Below are 17804 nucleotides of genomic sequence, written 5' to 3' on the forward strand. Positions count from 1 at the left end.
GCGATAATGGCGACCTTATTCCCATACATGCCCATCCTACAAAACATCGGAAAATGTCATCATCGCCCGCACCATTATTGCGTCGTCGGGGTATAAATAATCCTCAGCGTGCCCTGATAACGGCCCGCTGTCTTTGACGACAGGATGAAGGCTGGCGTAATAAGCTGCATCGGCGCGGGAACGCACAGCACCGAATTACTCTGGCCCGGCAACACCACCCGCCGCAACACACCTCTGTTGGTGACACTCCAGATAATCTCACTGCCGTTCTCAACCACCTGACGCGCTTTGGTCAGCGGGTTGATTACTTCAATCGCATAATCGAGGCGATTTTGCGCCAGAGTTTTATCCGCGCCTGTGCGATATAGCGAAAACAACCCCGTTCCCCGGCCGGGCGCGGCTGCACCTTCGTCCTGAAACAACAGGCTAACCCGGTTGCTGTCAGAATTATTGCCGTCGTACAGGCACATATCCAGCGAACGACTGCCGCTGACTGTGGTGGTGGCGCGCGCGCCGGGGAAGGTTTTTAAACCAAGGTCAACGCTGGCGGCCGCATTGCCAAACTCCGGCAGATAGATTTGCTGATTACCGTAGTCGGCGATCCAGTCACCCATTTTCGTCACATTGGTACACCCCACATTCACGTTCTGCGAATTTCCGGTGCAGGATGTGACTGGCCACTGCATCAGCGACATTTTCAACGTCGCGCTCCAGGTGCCCGCCGACGGGAATTTACTCAGCTCGGAGGAGGGAAGATAGGCCGAATAATCTGTGCCATCGCCACGCGGCGTGACGGCACCGCCAAAGGCATTCATCGGCACCAGATTGGTTGCCACCACCACATTATTCAGCGATCGCCTTTTGGTGAGATAGACATTCAGTACCAACGTCTGTTTGGTGCTGCTTTCGGTGAACAACAGCGGCACGGGATAGGGTGACGGAGACGCTTCCAGCCAGACAGGTAATGTCAGGCAGGCACCATATTGATTGCTGGTGCGCGACTGGCAAACCAGCGTGTTGCGGCCCCATTTTGGCGCGTCATTGGTATCGTAACCGCCATTTTCATTGGTCCAGATCGGCAATTGCGCCGGTACTGACATGCGGTCAAAGGCCACGGCAACGCTGGTATTGCGCCCTGAAGGCGTGAGCATGGCGGCCTGCACCTGCATGCCCGCGTTGAGGGCCAATAGCGTCAACGCGCGAATAACTCTACTTTTCATTTAAAAATCCCTATTGTTGTTCCGGCGAAGACGACGTGGTACGTGCCAGCGGAACCTCATCCGCCAGGCGGGTGACAATCAGCATTTTTGCTCGTTGCTGCACATCCTGCGGCACTGAAGCCAGCTCGATGGGTTTGCAGTCGCTGTCGCCGACGTAACGCACCACGTCATGGGTGCTTTTCACCTTCATTTCACAGCGATACATCTGCATCCCGCGCACCATGTACAAATTTTTTATGCGATGATCGGTCTCAGCGCTGAATCCGCCCTGGCCTAAACCGGACCAGCTGGCGACATTCAGCGGCGTGGCACCTTCCAGTGGACGCTGTTGGTTGATCATCAGCCTGCCAAGCCAGGTGTAGCGCGAAACAATGTTCACCTCGCTGACCAGCATGCGACCCGGCGCGATAAACAGCGTGCGTCGTCCGGCACCTTGGGTGATTTCACTGCGCATCCCGTCGGTGGATTCGATGGAATCGTTAATGCTGATCGCGCTCTGGGTGTAAGCCGGTACGCTGAATAACGTGCGGCCGGTGCCGTGCAGGCTGGCGCTGCCCGCGCCATCAACGGAGACATCCACGCGTGTGTCGCGGCTTTCATCGCTGCTTGCCACATGCACGCCCACCGCCGCTCCGGGCAGGCCGTTGCCCCATTTGCCCCAATAGAGGCCGGAACGTGCTACCGCCAATGAGGAGTTGTAGCTGCCGCTGCTGCTGAAGCGCTGAGCGGATGAACCGGACGACGCAGAGCTGAATGCCAGGCTGCCGCTGCCGTATTCGCCCGCAGTTTTGCCGTAAACGGAAGCATTCAGAGTATTTTCCTGATTACCGTTGAGGTTCACGCCGATTTCCTGCTGATTCTGCGCATCGAAATACCAGTTTTGCGCCACGTTATAGCCAACCTGATCCTTGTTGTTGCGATCGGTTTGGTAGGTCATGCCGAGCGAACTGTAGCTCGAACGTGAATCGATGGTTGGCGTGCTGAGGCGCGAGAGTGATACGGAGAGGAAGCCACCGTTGTCGCGCTGAGTTCCGCTGCTGCTGGTGCGGGTAAAGAGGTTGGCGCTGGTATTAATATTGAGTCCGTTGACGCTAAAGCCGCGCCCCAGGCCAGCCTGCCAGGTGGTAGTCTGCGTTTTACTGTAGATGTTGCGGCGCACCCACTGCGGCACGACGCCGTTATCATCCCACTGCACCGGAAGCACATTGCGGCCCTCGTTCTTGCTGGCGCTATAACCGGCATTCAGATACCAGCTTTTTACCGGCACGCTGAACATCAGGCTGCTGCTCTGGTAACACCCGCTGAAACCGTACTGCCCACCGTTGTTGCTATAGCAATCCTGCGCATACAGGGCGCTGCGGTAGAAACTGAGGGAAAATCCGTCGTTATAAGCGACCTGCTGGATATTGCCGCGCGAACCTTCGCTGCCTTTCAGGTAGCTAAAGCGGGTGGTGAGGATGCCGTCGAGCAGCGGATTATCAAATCCGTGGCTCCAGTCGAGTGCGCTTTCAATAAAGCGGTTGCGGTTGGTCACGGCGACACCGCCGGTCAGCGCAGCGTCTTGCATCACAGGCACTTTGATGCCCGCCTGCATCACACGGCGATCGGCACCCGATTGCGACGCAGCGCCGTTGCCCTGCATCTCGCGATCGGGAATGGAGCCGCCTTGCACAAACCATTCAATGTTCTGGCTGGTGGCATTACCGGTGCGGCTAAAAGGAACCTGTTGGGTACGCGACAACTGATTATCTTCATAGATACGTAGCGTCACGCTGTAGCTACCATTGGGAAAGGCGCTGGTATCAAGATTTTGCGTGCCGGCATTCAGGTAAAAGGTGCCAAGCAGTTGCTGCCCGCGATAAGCATCAATACGCGACGGGCGCGTAATAAAGACAGTGACCGGCGTGCCTTGCGCCGCCTGTGCGCGGTTCATCCAGGCGAGCGTCGAACCGACGCGCGCACCTTCGATGGTGCTGAGCGGCAGTTGGCTTAAGGTAATGTTGCCGCCGGCGTTGCTGAAGATATCGCGCGAATCCATGCGTCCGGCCTGCACATAATAGCGTTTGCCGAGATCGCGGCGCAGAAACACGTTGTTAAAACGCACTTCCTGATGACTTTGCTGCCGGTATTTTTGCGCCAGATAGTCCCAGTCGATACCGGCATAGCTGTTTTCAGTCAATCCGAGCGCGCCCGCCCCCTGCAGCGATAACGTCTGGTCATCGCGGTTGGTGACGAAGTTAATATTCTGCTGATGAATAAACGCCGCTTCCGTTTCGGCGGTCTGCTGGTAATAGGGCGATGAATTGTCAGCCGCAAGCGGCACAAATTCCGGGCCGAGAAACAGCGCCACTCTGGCATTATTTTCGTCATAGATCAGCGCGAGGGAATCGGTCTCCAGATAGTTACAGCCCGCTGCGCCGCCGTTGCTGCTGCATGCCTTATTACCGTTGCGTGCCAAAGGTTCACTGATGAGATGGTCTAAGCGCTTTTCCTGCTGCGGATCCTTTTGATAATGCTGCATCACCGCCCGCGCAACCTGATGCGGTTTCAAGAACCTGACGCTATCCAGCGAAACAGAAGCTTCAAACAAGCCGAGCGATTGCCCGTAAACAGAAAGGTTGACCCACAGCGTCTGGCCGGTGACCAGCGATTCGAAACCAGGCGGAACCTGCGTGGCCGCCCGGGGTGCAAGAGAGGGGATCAGGGTAATGAAAGAGGCGATTAAAACGACGCGAATATTGACCTTCATTACAGCATCCTGCTGAAAAAGAATAATAAGGGGGGCGAGCGGCCCCCCGAAATAATTGATCAGTCAATGCCGACAAATTAGCTCTGCGTGGTGGCCTGAGTAATCAACAGGCTAATCACGCCGGAATAGGTGCCGGTTGCCAGCACGCCTTGCGTGGTCTGCGAGATTTTCAGTGGCAATACTGACGAACCATTGGCGGTGCCCGCCGGGAACAGCGAGGCGTAAGTCAGCGCCGTGTTGGTGGTGGTGATCGGTTTTAAATCCGCGCCCAGCGTGACGGTCAAAGGTACCGCTGTACCGGTAACGGTATTGTTAAGCTGCGCAGCGCTCACCAGCGCAACGTTAATATTGGCGGTTTGCGAGTTTGACCAGATTTTGGTGTCCAGTGAATAGGTAGACAAACCACGGCCCGGAATATATTGCATATTAATGGTACCCGGTAATGCGGTTCCGTCCGCCTGGGTCATATCGACCGTCGAATCGACATTCGCATTCACCGTAATATCTTTCTGCACCGCCTGTGCATTAAATACAGCCGTTAACGCAGCAGCGATGACAAGTGGTTTAATTAATTTTTGCATTTGTAGCTCCGTGTAAATCCTTGTACTGGCCGTAAATGACCGTCTCATGGGTAGTAAACTGCTTTATAACAAACAGGTTGTTATTCCTTTAATAGGTGCTGATCATTGTCCGATAACGTACTCGGCTAAATTCCGCGTGTTGTGATCAACATATTTAATTCTGACTTCCTGAGCAGCTATTAATTCTGCAGAACGCCAGGCTTTGAAGCGCAGTGTTTCATCCGGATAAACCGTGGCGTGTTCTTTTTTCCACTGGCAGCTGCTGCTGATATGTTGTTTTGAGCAAACCGCCACCTCTCGAATCACTACGCGTACCGTACCTGAATTCTTGATTTCGCCCGATGCGGATGCAGTAAGCGATAACCTGGCATTGCGCGGCGGAATATGGACCAGCACGCCCCAGACTAAATTGATGCCGACCTGATTGCTGATGTTATTATTTGGCAGCGATTTATCTTTGAATTCATCCGGGGCAGCCACGGCCTCGAAGTAGACGCGCCAGGCGGTCTCTTTTTCCGGCGGTTGTAATGAAATCAGCCGAATGATGCGTTGAGAACCGGAAGCGAGCGCGAACTTATCCGGTGTGGCGATAAGCGAGCGTGAAACAGCATCCTCAACCAATATTTCTTTTTCAAACGGTGTCGCAGGACGCTCAATTCGCTTGATGCTGACGCGAATAAACTGCGCTTCACCGCTCTGTGATAATGTCTGCACCTGCGCCGCACCCTGATTATTCAGGCTGACTTCCATTGGATAGACACTCATATTTGCCCATGCTGATGGCATAGCAATAAAACCCGTGAGGATCAGAGGGTAAGCGAGTTTTTTTAGCAGATGATTATTGGGTGAAATACCCCATGAAAAGCCGTGATGCAGCATCTTTTGCGGTGAATCGTCCATGATAAATCCTTATGAAATCCATTAAAAACCTGTCGGATATTCCCTGTGAAAATCGGCATGGCTATTAGCCAGCGTGGCTTAATCAAGCGGAATAACCGTGCGTTAAGAAAGTTCTCATACGGGCTTTGTTAAGTCACTGTCCATTTTTGTGGTTAATTTTTTTAAGCTGTGCTGCAAAGTGAATACTTGCCAAAATATCGCAACCTAACTTAATGAAATAGCTATAAAAACAAAGATTAATTTTCAGGCTTAGAAATGGTCCTGTCAGGTTAAAATAAAATCAGGCTTTACAAAAAATAGCGCATTGATGGTAAGATCGTACTCGGAAGGGCAAAAAGACCCTTGTTAATCTTAAAATGTTAACCTCAGAAACAATGCCTCCCAAAAGCATCATCAACCGATTCTCAACCGGCTTTAAAATAACGTATGAGAAGGTGGGTGGTTTTTTAAATATTTATCATTGATAACCAGGCACACAACACAGCAATATGAAAAGCAAACAGCAACTCACAGCATTAATTTATCATCGCGCAGCAGAGATTAAGTCAAATAAAAACATCTCGTTAGTTATGCAGAAGCATTACAAACTGTTGTTTAGACTGTATCTGACTAAGCCGCTCTATTTTAAAGTCATTTTTAAAGCCAATCGCTTTATTATTGGCTCGGCCATCATGGCGTACGCCTTCACTTCAGCAAACCCAACGCTGCGTGATGTAAAAGACTTTTGTAAGAAAACCGGCCTGATTAGCGACAACACTATTGACTCCTTTCTGCTGTTTATTCGGGTAGGCGGGCGTATGGAAGTTAAAAAGGACGCGCTGGATAAACGCAAGTTAACCTACACGGTGACCAGCAAAGCGCTGGATGAAACCCGCGCCTTAATTAATACCATGATGATCCCGTATGGCATGTTGTATGGAGATTTCGACGTTTCGGCATGCCTGAAAATGGAAAACTTCCATGCCGAATACTTCCAAAAATACGCTGAAATTACCCTCAAGCATGTCTACTTATTCGATATGGTGCCAGAGAGTAAAGCCTTCATTTTCAGGGATGCCGGGCATATGCTGCTGATGGATCTTTACATCGAAAGTTTGCAACAAAAAACCACCGTTATTGAGTACAACTACCTGAAAGCGTCACTGAAATGTGGGGTATCGCGTTCGCACATCAAACGCTGCCTGCAGGACGCCGAAGCGGCGGGGTTGCTGACGCTGGATAAAGCCAGCAATACACTCATTTTGCATCTCTCCTTTATGCAAATGGCGCTGGATTATTTTGCGGTCTATATGGCCATGGTTGAGTACGGGTTACGCGGGTTATCCGGCGTGCCTCCGCTACCGGCAAGCCTGTCACGATAATCTGTTTTTTCGCTTATTCGTGAATTGCCAAATTCAACAAATCGATTGCCACTATTGTCGTTTTACATTTATTTGTCCGGGTTTTAATAATTCAGCGGGAATTAATACAGGCCAGATTAAGGTCATACATAATATTTACCTGCAATCACCAAGGACAATATGAAATTAACTTCAATAGCTTTGGCATTAGGTTTTAGCCTGCTGGGAAACGCGTTTAATGCTGTAGCCGCCGATCAACCGGTTAGCGGTGGCAGCTTAACGGTGGGTGTTGAAACCGAACCGACCACTTTTAACCCGCAGCTAAATGGTCAGGACAAAGCGGAAATCACGCTGCGTAACTTTTGGGAATCGCTGCTGGCGCGCCGTCCGGACGGCAGCTTTGTGCCGTGGCTGGCGCAGAGTTATGAAGCCAGCCAGGATGGCAAAGTGATTCGCTTTAATCTGCGTCAGGACGTCACCTTCTCCAACGGCGAGAAATTCGATGCCAACGCGGTAGCTGATAACTTCCGTCAAACTCAGGTCGCGCAATATTGCGCCGGCACCAGTTTGTGCCTGATGGGTTCGCACATCGAGAAGATTGAAACGCCGGACGATCATACTGTGGTGATCACCCTGAAAGAGGTTTATTCACCGTTCCTGTCCTTCGCAGCGGGCTTACAGATTCTGGCACCGGCCAGCTGGAAATCACCGCAGCTGAAATCGGGCGGCAAAGATCTGGCGGGCACCGGGCCGTTTATTCTCGAAAGCTATGAGAAAGGCCAGCAGGTGACCTACGTTAAAAACCCGAAATACAACTGGGCACCGGCCACCGCGAAGCATCAGGGACCGGCATATCTCGATCGCGTGACCTATCGCTTCCTGCCGGAATCCTCGGTGCGCACCGGCGCGCTGCTGTCTGGTCAGGTTGATGCGATTGAAGGCATTTCGGGTAACGATGCCGGTGAATTCAAAGACAATCCCGACTTTACCTATCAGCATGCGCTGAATACCGGTACGCCATATTCGCTGTTCCTCAACGTGGAATACGGCCCGACGCAGGATGTGAAAGTGCGCCAGGCGTTACTGCAAGGACTGGATATCGATCCGCTGCTGAAGTCGGTGTATCGCGGCGAGCGTACCCGCGCGTGGGGCATCACTTCGCCCATCGATCCGCTTTACAACAAAGAGCTGGAGGGCAAATACGGCAACAATCCTGATGCGGCCAACAAGCTGCTGGATGAAGCCGGCTGGAAAACCCGTGATGGCGAAGGTTTCCGCACTAAAGAGGGCCAGCGTCTGCGCATTGAGTTGATTCAGGCGCAGGCGACGGTGCGCGATCAGCGCGATGTGCTGCTGCAGGCAATTCAGGCGCAGGCGCGTCAGCGTCTTGGCGTCGATCTCAAGCTGAACTACGTTGATTCTGGGACTTATGCCGATGTGCGTAAAAGCGGCAAGTTTGGCACCATCGCCAACTCCAACACGCCAACCGATGGTGTGGATATCGAAAACCACTATCGTCCGATCGCTCAGGGCGGCGCAATTAACTACAGCCGCGTCAACGATCAGAGGATCAATGGCTTGCTGGATAAAGCCGCCAGCACGCTGGATCTCAAGCAGCGCCGCAATTTCTACAGCCAACTGCAGCAGGTCGCGCTACCGCAACTCGCGCTGGCAGTGCCGCTGTATGAACCGGAAGATCAGTTAGCCACCGCCAGCTACGTGCACGGCTACGGTTTCCGCAGCTATAAGCAGATGCCAGAAAGCGTTTACGATGTGTGGGTAACTAAACAGTAGGGGCGCCATTTTGGCAAGCTAACGAGGAGTGCGCTGGCCGGGGCCACTTTTTGGCCGGCGGTCCTCGCGCCGCTTACGCGGTACCTTCACTTCGCTCGTCTGCCTGATGGACCGGCGGAGACGGGACGTCCTTGTCCCGGCTCCGCCTTTCGCCCGCGTCCTGCGGGCTCTCCTGGCTTCCTCGCTTCGTTCAGCGCTGCGGATTGCCTGCCCAAAAGCGGCCCCGGCCTGCTTAAACTTCAGTGCGAATTGTTGAAAGGGGCACATTTACCACAGGCGCTGGCGCGTCTGCTGCGGCAAAAGGGCTATCCGCAGCGCTGAGGCTTTTACGTTGGGCCAGGAGCCTCACGCATGGATGCGTGAGGCAGTTCGGGGCCGGCCAGGACGGCCGATCCGCGAACGGTCCGTTGGCACGACGTGAAAGCCGAAGGTACCGCGCTAGCGGCGCGAGGACGGCCCGTGACGCAGCAGATGTGTCAGAGCCCTCACCAGTTTAAAGCAACATGCTTTCTTAACTGAGCGGCATTACGCCATAAATGGCGACCTTACGGGCGACCAAACCACCATCAGGTCTTCAATTTCGGATCCAGCGCATCACGTAAACCATCACCCAGCAGGTTAAACGCCAGCACGGTGAGGAAAATCGCCAGGCTTGGGAAGATGGCGACATGCGGCGCAATCACCATATCGGCGCGCGCTTCATTGAGCATTGCGCCCCACTCCGGCGTGGGCGGCTGCGCGCCGAGGCCGAGAAAGGACAAACTCGCCGCCGTAATAATCGACGTACCAATACGCATCGTGAAATAGACCACAATCGACGACACCGTGCCGGGCAGGATGTGACGCATGATAATGGTCCAGTCCGACGCACCAATGCTGCGCGCCGATTCAATATAGGTTTGATGTTTCAGCACCAGCGTATTGCCGCGCACCAAACGAGCAAACGCCGGAATGCTGAAGATCGCCACCGCGACAATCACGTTGCTCATGCCGCTGCCCATAATTGCCACCACCGCAATCGCCAGCAAAATGCCGGGGAACGCGAACAATACATCGCAGATGCGCATGGTGATGCGATCCCACCAGCCTTCGTAATAGCCCGCCAGCAGACCTAACACGGTGCCGATCAGCGCGCCAATCGCCACCGAGAAGAAACCGGCAATCAGCGAAATGCGCGTGCCTACCAGCACGCGGCTGAAGATATCGCGACCCAGCGAATCAACGCCAAACCAGTGCATCAGCGATGGCCCTTCGTTCAGCCGGTCGTAATCGAAATAGTTTTCCGCATCAAAAGGCGCAATCAGCGGCGCGATAAACGCCACCACAATCAGCAGCAGCACAAACAATCCGGCCAGCAGCGCCACATGCTGACGGCGAAAGCGCCGCCAGAATTCGCGCCACGGCGTGCGCACCCGGTTTTCCGTGATAGTCGGCAGGGTTTTCAATGCTGCGGCTCGTCGCCAGTTCTTCAATTGCGACTCCTTACTTGTAGCGAATGGCCGGGTTGATTGCCGCGTACAGCACGTCGACAATCAGGTTAATCAGAATGAATTCCAGCGAGAACAGCAGCACTTCGGCCTGAATTACCGGGTAATCGCGCATCTCGACCGAATCCACCAGCAAGCGGCCTAAGCCTGGCCAGTTGAACACCACTTCCACCACAATCGAGCCGCCGAGCAGGAAACCAAACTGCAGGCCCATCATGGTAACCACGGGAATCATGGCGTTACGCAGGCCGTGTTTCACCACCACCAGCGATTCGCGTACCCCTTTGGCGCGTGCGGTGCGCATATAATCTTCCTGCATCACCTCCACAAACGACGCGCGGGTGAAGCGCGCCATCACCGCCGCCACCGCCGCACCCAAGGTGATCGATGGCAAAATGTAGTGTTTCCAGCTATCCGCGCCGACGGTCGGCAACCAGCCAAGCTCGACGGAAAACACCTGCATCAGCAGCATGCCAAGCGCAAACGCCGGGAACGAAATACCCGACACCGCCAGCGTCATGCCGATGCGATCGGGCCAGCGATTGCGCCACACCGCCGAGGTGATGCCAATCGCCATACCGAAAATCACCGCCCACACCATGCTGCTCAGTGTCAGCCACAGCGTCGGGAAAAAGCGCGCGGCAATTTCGTCAATCACCGGACGTTTCGAGACCAGCGAATGGCCGAAATCGCCCTGCACCGCATTGATCATAAAGTGCCAGAACTGCTTGATCAGCGGCTGATCAAGACCGAGATCCTGACGCACCAGCGCCACCACCGAAGCATCCGCTTCCGGGCCGGCAATCAGGCGCGCCGGATCGCCCGGCAGCAAATGGACGAACAGGAACACCAGCACCGCCACAATCAGCAGCGTGGGAATCAGTCCCAGTAATCGTTTGAGAAAATAGTTGAGCATGCGAAGTCCTGCGCAGCATCGGCCAGCCCGCTAAGGCTGGCCGCGTCTGTTACTTCAGATCGGCCTCATCAAAATTAAATGAGGTATCGGGCATGACATAAAAACCGCTGAGGTTTTTATTGTTGGCTGACAGCAGTTGTTCCACCACCAGCGGGATCCACGGATGGTCGTTCCAGATGCGATCCTGCGCGTCTTTGTACAGCTTAGCTTTCTGGTCGCGATCGGTGGTTTTAAGCGCATCGGCAAGGTCTTTATCCACCTGCGGATTGCTGTAGAACGCAGTGTTGAAGATCGCTGGCGGCCATGAGGTGGTAGCGAACAGCGGCGTCAGCGCCCAGTCGGCTTCACCGGTCGATGCTGACCAGCCGGTGTAGAACATGCGCACACCGCTCTCTTTCTGCCCTTTACTCTCCACTTCAGCGGCACGTTGTCCGGCATCCATCGCTGTCACTTTCACCTTCACGCCCACCTGCGCCAGCTGCTGCTGGGTGAACTGCAGCACTTTCTGCGCGGTACTGTGGTTATGCGACGACCACAAGGTGGTTTCGAAACCGTTCGGGAAGCCCGCTTCCTTTAGCAGTTCACGTGCTTTAGCCGGATCGTATTTGATTGCCGGATAGCTCTGCGCAAAGTCGATGCTCGGGGGCACGATGCCGGTAGCTGGCGTGGCGTATCCGGCAAAGGCGACTTTCGCCAGCGCCTGACGGTTAATCGCATACTCCAGCGCTTCACGCACTTTCGGGTTATCAAACGGCTTTTGCGTCACATTGAGGCTGATGTAGCGCTGCATGATCGATGGCGTGGTGACCACATCGAGCTTGCTGTTACCTTCCAGCAGTTTGGCCTGCTCGAACGGCACCGGGAAGGCAAAGCTCGCTTCGCCGGTTTGCAGCATCGCCGCGCGGGTGTTGTTATCCACCACCGGACGCCAGGTAATGCTATCCAGTTTCGGATAGCCTTTTTTCCAGTAGCCATCCCACTTCTTCACTTTCACGAAGTCGGTCTGGTTCCAGGTATCAAAGGCAAACGGGCCGGTTCCCACCGGATGGAAGCCGATATCCTTGCCATATTTTTTCAGCGCGGTGGGCGAAATCATCACCGCCGCCGGATGCGCGAGGTTGTTGATAAAGGCCGAGAACGGCTGCTTCAGGGTGATTTTCACCGTGCTCGGATCGACCACTTCGGTGGTGGCGATATATTTGAACAGGTTATAGCGCTTGAGATGGTTATCCGGATTACTGGCGCGATCGAGGTTTACTTTTACCGCTTCGGCATTGAAGTCGGTGCCATCCTGGAATTTCACGCCGGGGCGCAGCTTAATGGTGTAGGTCAAACCGTCGCTGCTCGCCTGATAGCTTTCTGCCAGCACGTTGGTCAGCTTCATGTCTTTATCGAAGCCGAACAAGCCCTGATAGAAAGACTTCGCCACCGCCTGCGACAGCGTATCGTTCGCGTCATACGGATCGAGCGTGGTAAAGGTTGAGGCTACCGCAATCACCGCATCTTTCGCCGCCCACGCGGGCAGCGCCAGCGCCGAACTCAACAAACCGGCAGTGATAACCCCTTTTCGCATAATATGGTGCATCGTTATCGTTCTCCTGTAATCCCTGTCATGCGCGACATCCAAAGATGTGCGGTTGTTTGCTGCTCAGGCGCCGCTAATTGCGTGCCGGGCGACAAAATGGCCCGGTGCCACTTCCAGTAAAGGCGCCACTTCCGGCTCATCGCCCAGCGGGCGAATCGGGCTGGGGATCTCATCCACCATCAGCGCCCGCTCACGATGCCGATGCGCCGGATCGGCGACCAGCACTGCGGCCATCAGTTTTTTGGTGTACGGATGGCGCGGCTGCTCAAATACCGCCTGGCGCGGCCCCATCTCCACAATCTGTCCGAGATACATCACCGCCACGCGATGGCTGATGCGTTCCACCACCGCCATATCGTGCGAGATAAATAAGAAGGCGATACCAAATTCACGCTGCAAATCGAGCATCAGGTTGATGATCTGCGCCTGAATCGACACGTCCAGCGCCGACACCGATTCATCGGCGATCACCACTTTGGGATTGAGCGCCAGCGCGCGTGCAATGCAGATACGCTGGCGCTGGCCGCCGGAAAATTCGTGCGGATAGCGCTGCGCATGTTCCGGCAGCAAACCGACGCGCTCCAGCAGCCAGGCAACGCGTTTCTCCGCCTGACGGCGATCCAGCGTTTTATGCACCAGCAGCGGTTCCATGATCGAGAAACCGACGGTTAAACGCGGATCAAGCGAGGCGTAAGGATCCTGGAAAATAAACTGGATATCGCGGCGCAGTGACGCCAGCGCATTGCCCTGCAGCGCATCGATGCGCTGGCCGTCAAAGGTGATGGTGCCGCCCTGGCTGGCCACCAGCCGCAGCAGTGAACGTCCGGTGGTGGATTTTCCGCAGCCGGATTCCCCCACCAGCGCCAGCGTTTCACCGGCATGGAGATCGAAACTGACTTTCTCCACCGCGTGCACGCGACGCTTGACGCGATTGAGCAAGCCGCCGCGAATATCAAAGCGCGTGACCAAATCACGCACCTGCAAAATCGGCGGTCGATCGTGACGCACCGTGTCCTGCGGCACGGCCTGCTCTTCGCGTCCGTTGGCATGCAATAAAGGAAATTTTGCCGGTAGCGGCTGGCCGTGCATCGCCCCCAGTTTGGGCACCGCCGCCAGCAACGCGCGGGTATACGGCTGCTGCGGTTCGATAAACAGCTGCTGCACCGGCGCACGTTCCACCACATCACCGCGATACATTACCTGCACGCGATCGGCCATCTCCGCCACCACGCCCATATCGTGGGTGATAAAAATCACCCCCATCTGCATCTCTTTTTGCAGCACGCGGATCAATTGCAGAATTTGCGCCTGAATGGTGACGTCGAGTGCGGTGGTGGGTTCATCGGCAATCAGCAACGCCGGTTTGCACGACAGCGCCATGGCAATCATCACACGCTGGCGCATGCCGCCAGAGAGTTGATGCGGATAGCGCGATAACACATTTTGCGCTTCGGGAATGCGCACTAAATCGAGCATGCGCCGTGCTTCCGCCAGCGCCTGCTGATGACTTTTGCCCTGATGCAGACGGATGGATTCCGCAATCTGCTCGCCAACGGTGAATACCGGATTGAGCGAGGTCATCGGCTCCTGAAAAATCATCGCCATATCGGCGCCGCGCACTTTGCGCATCTGACCGTTCGACGCGTGCATCACATCCAGCACCTCGCCATTGCGACGACGCAGCTGGATTTCGCCGCTCACTTCACCACCGGCCTGCTGAATCAAGCGCATCAGCGCCAGCGAGGTGACAGATTTTCCCGAGCCCGATTCGCCCACCAGCGCCAACGTTTCACCGCGATGCAGGTTGAGCGACAGGTTGCGTACCGCTTCGGTAATGCGCCCTTCATGCTCAAAGCGCACGTTAAGATTGCGCACCGCCAGAACCTGCTCCGGCGCAAACTGCAGCTGTTGGTCCGTCATGCCTGCTCCTTAGCTGTCGCGGTAAACCGCTACCTCAACGTCGCCATCCACGTAGGCGAATCCGCGATACATGCCTTCGCTGTTAAACGGCAGCGCCACATTGCCTGCGGCGTCAATGGCAATCAGCCCGCCGCTGCCCTCCAGTTCCTGCACTTTGTAATGAATGACGTTGGCGGTGGCCTGCTGCAACGAGCGTCCGGCGTAATGCATCTGCGCCGCCACGTCATAGGCGGCCAGCGTGCGGATAAACACCTCACCGGTGCCGGTACAGGAGACCGCTACTGTGTCGTTGCTGGCGTAGCAGCCCGCGCCGACCAACGGCGAATCGCCCACGCGACCGGCCTGTTTGTTAGTCATGCCGCCGGTTGAGGTGGCGGCCGCCAGATTACCCTGAAGATCGAGCGCCACCGCACCGACGGTGCCGAATTTGCGATCCGGGTCCAGCGGATCGTCGCTGTGGCTGTTTGCTTCACCGTCGTGATCCAGCACCATCTGCTGGCTGTGCAGCGCGCGCTGCAGCTGTTCCCAGCGCTCCGGCGTGGAGAAGAAATCGGCCTCGACCGGCGCTAAACCCTGCGCTGCGGCAAAGGCTTCTGCGCCCGCACCGATAAACAGCACGTGCGGACTGTTTTCCAGCACTTTACGCGCCGCCAGAATCGGATTGCGAATGTGGCTGACGCCCGCGACCGCGCCGACGTCCAGCGTGCGGCCATCCATAATGCTGGCATCGAGTTCATGCGTGCCCTGATGGGTGAACACCGCGCCCTTGCCTGCGTTAAACAGCGGACACTCTTCCAGCAGGCGCACGGCTTCTGTAACGGCATCCAGCGCACTGCCGCCGGCGGCCAGAATTTGCTGGCCTGCGGTAACGATTGCGCTGAGTTGCTGACGATAGTGCTGCTCTTTTTCGGCGCTCATTGCCGCACGCGTAATCGCGCCCGCACCGCCGTGAATTGCGATAACTGCTTTAGCCATAACCGGTACCCTGTGAAGGAATCAGAACCAAAAACACTGATTTAGAATGGTTTTCATCTTTTTTTGGCAATTTTCGACTATAGAAAGGCACCCTCATCTTGTAAAGCAGAAACTGCCTGCGCGGTCATAACCTTTTATTGTGGATTATGCTTTTTTGGTTATGAGTGGTTTTCCTGATCACCCTAAATGGCGACCCTACAAATTCCCCTTCCTGACCACCAACTCTCGCTTAACGGCCACGCATTACCCATAATAGACCGCATCTGAAATTAACCAGGCAGAATTGGACATGGAACCTTTTACCGCAGGATTAATATCCCTCGAAGACGCGCAGCAAAAGATGCTGCAACAGCTGACGCCGATCAGCGATTCGCTCAACGTCTCGCTGTTTGAAGCCGCCGGACGTATCACCGCGAAACCGATTCTTTCACCGCTCGATGTGCCCTCGTTTGATAACTCGGCGATGGACGGCTATGCGCTGCGTCTGGCCGATATCGCGCCTGACCGCGTGTTGCCGGTGGCCGGTAAAGCATTCGCTGGTGCGCCGTTTAACGGCGAATGGCCAGCGGGCAGCGTGATCCGCATCATGACCGGCGCGCCGATTCCCGCCGGTTGTGATGCCGTGGTGATGCAGGAGCAAACGGAGCAGCGCGACGGCGGCATTGTGATTACCGCGCCGGTGCAGGCCGCGCAGAACATTCGTCGCATCGGCGAAGACATTCAGGCGGGCAAACAGGTGCTGGACGCCGGTGTGCGTCTCGGCGCGGCCGAACTGCCGCTGCTGGCGTCGCTGGGCATTGCTGAAGTGAGCGTGCTGCGCAAACTGCGCGTGGCAATTTTCTCCACCGGCGATGAGTTGCAAGCGGTCGGTCAGCCGCTGGCGGAAGGCCAGATTTACGACACCAACCGCTTTACCGTGGCGTTAATGCTTAACAAGCTGGGCTGCGAAGTGATTGATCTCGGCGTGATTGCCGACGATCAAGCGGCGCTGCGTACCGCCTTTACCGAAGCCGATCGTCAGGCCGATGTGGTGATCAGCACCGGCGGCGTGTCGGTTGGCGAAGCCGACTTCACCCGTGCGATGCTGGAAGAGCTCGGCGCCATCACCTTCTGGAAACTGGCTATCAAACCCGGCAAACCTTTTGCCTTTGGGCGTCTGGCAAACAGCTGGTTCTGCGGTTTACCGGGCAATCCGGTTTCTGCGGCGGTCACTTTCTATCAATTAGTTCAGCCGCTGCTGGCCACCTTAACCGGCCAAACCACGCGCATCATGCCGCTGCGCCAACGCGCATGCGCCACCCAGCGTTTGAAGAAATCGCCGGGTCGTCTCGACTTCCAGCGTGCAATTGTTAGCCGTGGCGATGACGGCGTGCTGGAAGTGCGCAGCACCGGTGCACAAGGTTCGCATGTGTTCAGTTCGTTTGCGCTGGCCAACTGCTTTGTGGTGCTTGAGCGCGATCGCGGCGATGTCGAACCCGGCGAATGGGTGGAGATCGAAGCCTTTAATACGCTGCTGGAGGGCTAATGAGCGTTGAGTTGAGCGATGAAGAGATGCTGCGCTATAACCGCCAGATCGTACTGCGCGGTTTTGATTTTGATGGCCAGGAGAAACTGAAGGCATCACGCGTATTGGTGATCGGTCTCGGCGGTCTCGGCTGTGCGGCTGCGCCTTATCTGGCATCAGCGGGCGTGGGACATCTCACCTTGCTCGATTTCGATACCGTTAGCCTGAGCAATCTGCAGCGTCAGATCCTGCACAGCGATGCGAAGATTGGCATGGCAAAAGTCGCCTCTGCGCACCAGCAGTTAGCCGCAATTAATCCGCATTGTCAGCTGGAGCCAATTGATGCTCAGCTGGACGACGCGCAGCTCAGCGCGTTAATTGCGCGTCACGACGCGGTGGTGGATTGCACCGATAACGTTGATACCCGCGAGCAGATCAATCGCCTGTGTTTTCAGCACAAGGTGCCGCTGATCTCCGGCGCGGCGATCCGCATGGAAGGCCAGCTCAGCGTCTTCACCTGGCAGCCCGGCGAACCCTGTTATCGCTGCATCAGCCGTTTGTTTGGCGAGCAGGTGTTAAGTTGCGTCGAAGCGGGCGTGATGGCGCCGCTGGTTGGCGTGATTGGCGCGATGCAGGCGATGGAAACCTTGAAAGTGCTGACGGCTTTCGGTCAACCCGCTAGCGCGCGCTTATTGATGTACGACGCGATGAGCGCGGAATTCCGCACGATGAAGGTGGCGCAGGACGCGCATTGTGAAGTGTGTGGAGAATAAGGTCACCATAAATGGCGTAATGCCGATCAGTTAAGCCCGAAATGATCGGTTGAACGATCC

At 55.7% G+C, this 17804-nt stretch carries 13 protein-coding genes; 4 read left to right on the forward strand and 9 right to left on the reverse strand.

Annotation, left to right across the window (positions count from 1 at the left end; genetic code table 11):
• Positions 1-74: 74 nt before the first annotated feature.
• The 4 genes from RTM06_RS01680 to RTM06_RS01695 all read right to left on the reverse strand — a co-directional run bounded on the left by RTM06_RS01680 (position 75) and on the right by RTM06_RS01695 (position 5450).
• Positions 75-1220: a CfaE/CblD family pilus tip adhesin gene (locus tag RTM06_RS01680; protein ID WP_312179488.1), complete on the reverse strand. Its 1146-nt coding sequence runs from the start codon at positions 1218-1220 to the stop codon at positions 75-77.
• A gap of 10 nt (positions 1221-1230) precedes the next feature.
• Positions 1231-3969, reverse strand: a complete 2739-nt coding sequence (locus tag RTM06_RS01685; RefSeq protein ID WP_312179490.1) for a TcfC E-set like domain-containing protein — start codon at positions 3967-3969, stop codon at positions 1231-1233.
• Positions 3970-4046: 77 nt separating this feature from the next.
• Positions 4047-4550, reverse strand: a complete 504-nt coding sequence (locus tag RTM06_RS01690) for a CS1 type fimbrial major subunit (RefSeq protein ID WP_256699029.1) — start codon at positions 4548-4550, stop codon at positions 4047-4049.
• A 102-nt stretch (positions 4551-4652) separates the two neighbouring features.
• Positions 4653-5450 (reverse strand): fimbrial protein, encoded by a 798-nt coding sequence (locus RTM06_RS01695; protein ID WP_312179492.1) that lies wholly within the window; start codon positions 5448-5450, stop codon positions 4653-4655.
• 590 nt (positions 5451-6040) lie between these two features.
• Between RTM06_RS01695 and RTM06_RS01700 the strand changes: the two genes are divergently transcribed.
• Positions 6041-6811 (forward strand): hypothetical protein, encoded by a 771-nt coding sequence (locus RTM06_RS01700; protein WP_256699026.1) that lies wholly within the window; start codon positions 6041-6043, stop codon positions 6809-6811.
• A gap of 159 nt (positions 6812-6970) precedes the next feature.
• Positions 6971-8584, forward strand: a complete 1614-nt coding sequence (locus tag RTM06_RS01705; protein WP_312179495.1) for an ABC transporter substrate-binding protein — start codon at positions 6971-6973, stop codon at positions 8582-8584.
• Between the two features lie 566 nt (positions 8585-9150).
• On the opposite strand, the gene gsiD is transcribed toward RTM06_RS01705, so the two are convergent.
• From gsiD to RTM06_RS01730, 5 genes are all read right to left on the reverse strand, one after another.
• Complete coding sequence (gsiD, locus tag RTM06_RS01710) at positions 9151-10056, reverse strand: glutathione ABC transporter permease GsiD (protein WP_101761001.1); 906 nt, start codon at positions 10054-10056, stop codon at positions 9151-9153.
• A gap of 10 nt (positions 10057-10066) precedes the next feature.
• Positions 10067-10987, reverse strand: a complete 921-nt coding sequence (gene gsiC / locus RTM06_RS01715) for a glutathione ABC transporter permease GsiC (protein WP_061717203.1) — start codon at positions 10985-10987, stop codon at positions 10067-10069.
• A 49-nt stretch (positions 10988-11036) separates the two neighbouring features.
• Positions 11037-12572 (reverse strand): glutathione ABC transporter substrate-binding protein GsiB, encoded by a 1536-nt coding sequence (gene gsiB / locus RTM06_RS01720; RefSeq protein WP_008102499.1) that lies wholly within the window; start codon positions 12570-12572, stop codon positions 11037-11039.
• A gap of 63 nt (positions 12573-12635) precedes the next feature.
• The gene (gsiA, locus tag RTM06_RS01725) at positions 12636-14492 is read right to left on the reverse strand and encodes a glutathione ABC transporter ATP-binding protein GsiA (protein ID WP_312179502.1); all 1857 of its coding nucleotides are present in this window, start codon (positions 14490-14492) and stop codon (positions 12636-12638) included.
• 9 nt (positions 14493-14501) lie between these two features.
• Positions 14502-15467: an isoaspartyl peptidase/L-asparaginase gene (locus tag RTM06_RS01730; protein WP_312179504.1), complete on the reverse strand. Its 966-nt coding sequence runs from the start codon at positions 15465-15467 to the stop codon at positions 14502-14504.
• Between the two features lie 289 nt (positions 15468-15756).
• On the opposite strand from RTM06_RS01730, the gene moeA reads away from it, so the two are divergent.
• Positions 15757-16992, forward strand: a complete 1236-nt coding sequence (moeA, locus tag RTM06_RS01735) for a molybdopterin molybdotransferase MoeA (RefSeq protein ID WP_312179506.1) — start codon at positions 15757-15759, stop codon at positions 16990-16992.
• Positions 16992-17744 (forward strand): molybdopterin-synthase adenylyltransferase MoeB, encoded by a 753-nt coding sequence (gene moeB, locus RTM06_RS01740; protein ID WP_312179508.1) that lies wholly within the window; start codon positions 16992-16994, stop codon positions 17742-17744. The genes moeA and moeB overlap by 1 nt, the downstream gene beginning before the upstream one ends.
• The last annotated feature ends 60 nt before the right edge of the window (positions 17745-17804 follow it).

The sequence above is a fragment of the Pantoea sp. CTOTU46764 genome (assembly GCF_031974595.1).
GTDB lineage: Bacteria > Pseudomonadota > Gammaproteobacteria > Enterobacterales > Enterobacteriaceae > Pantoea > Pantoea trifolii.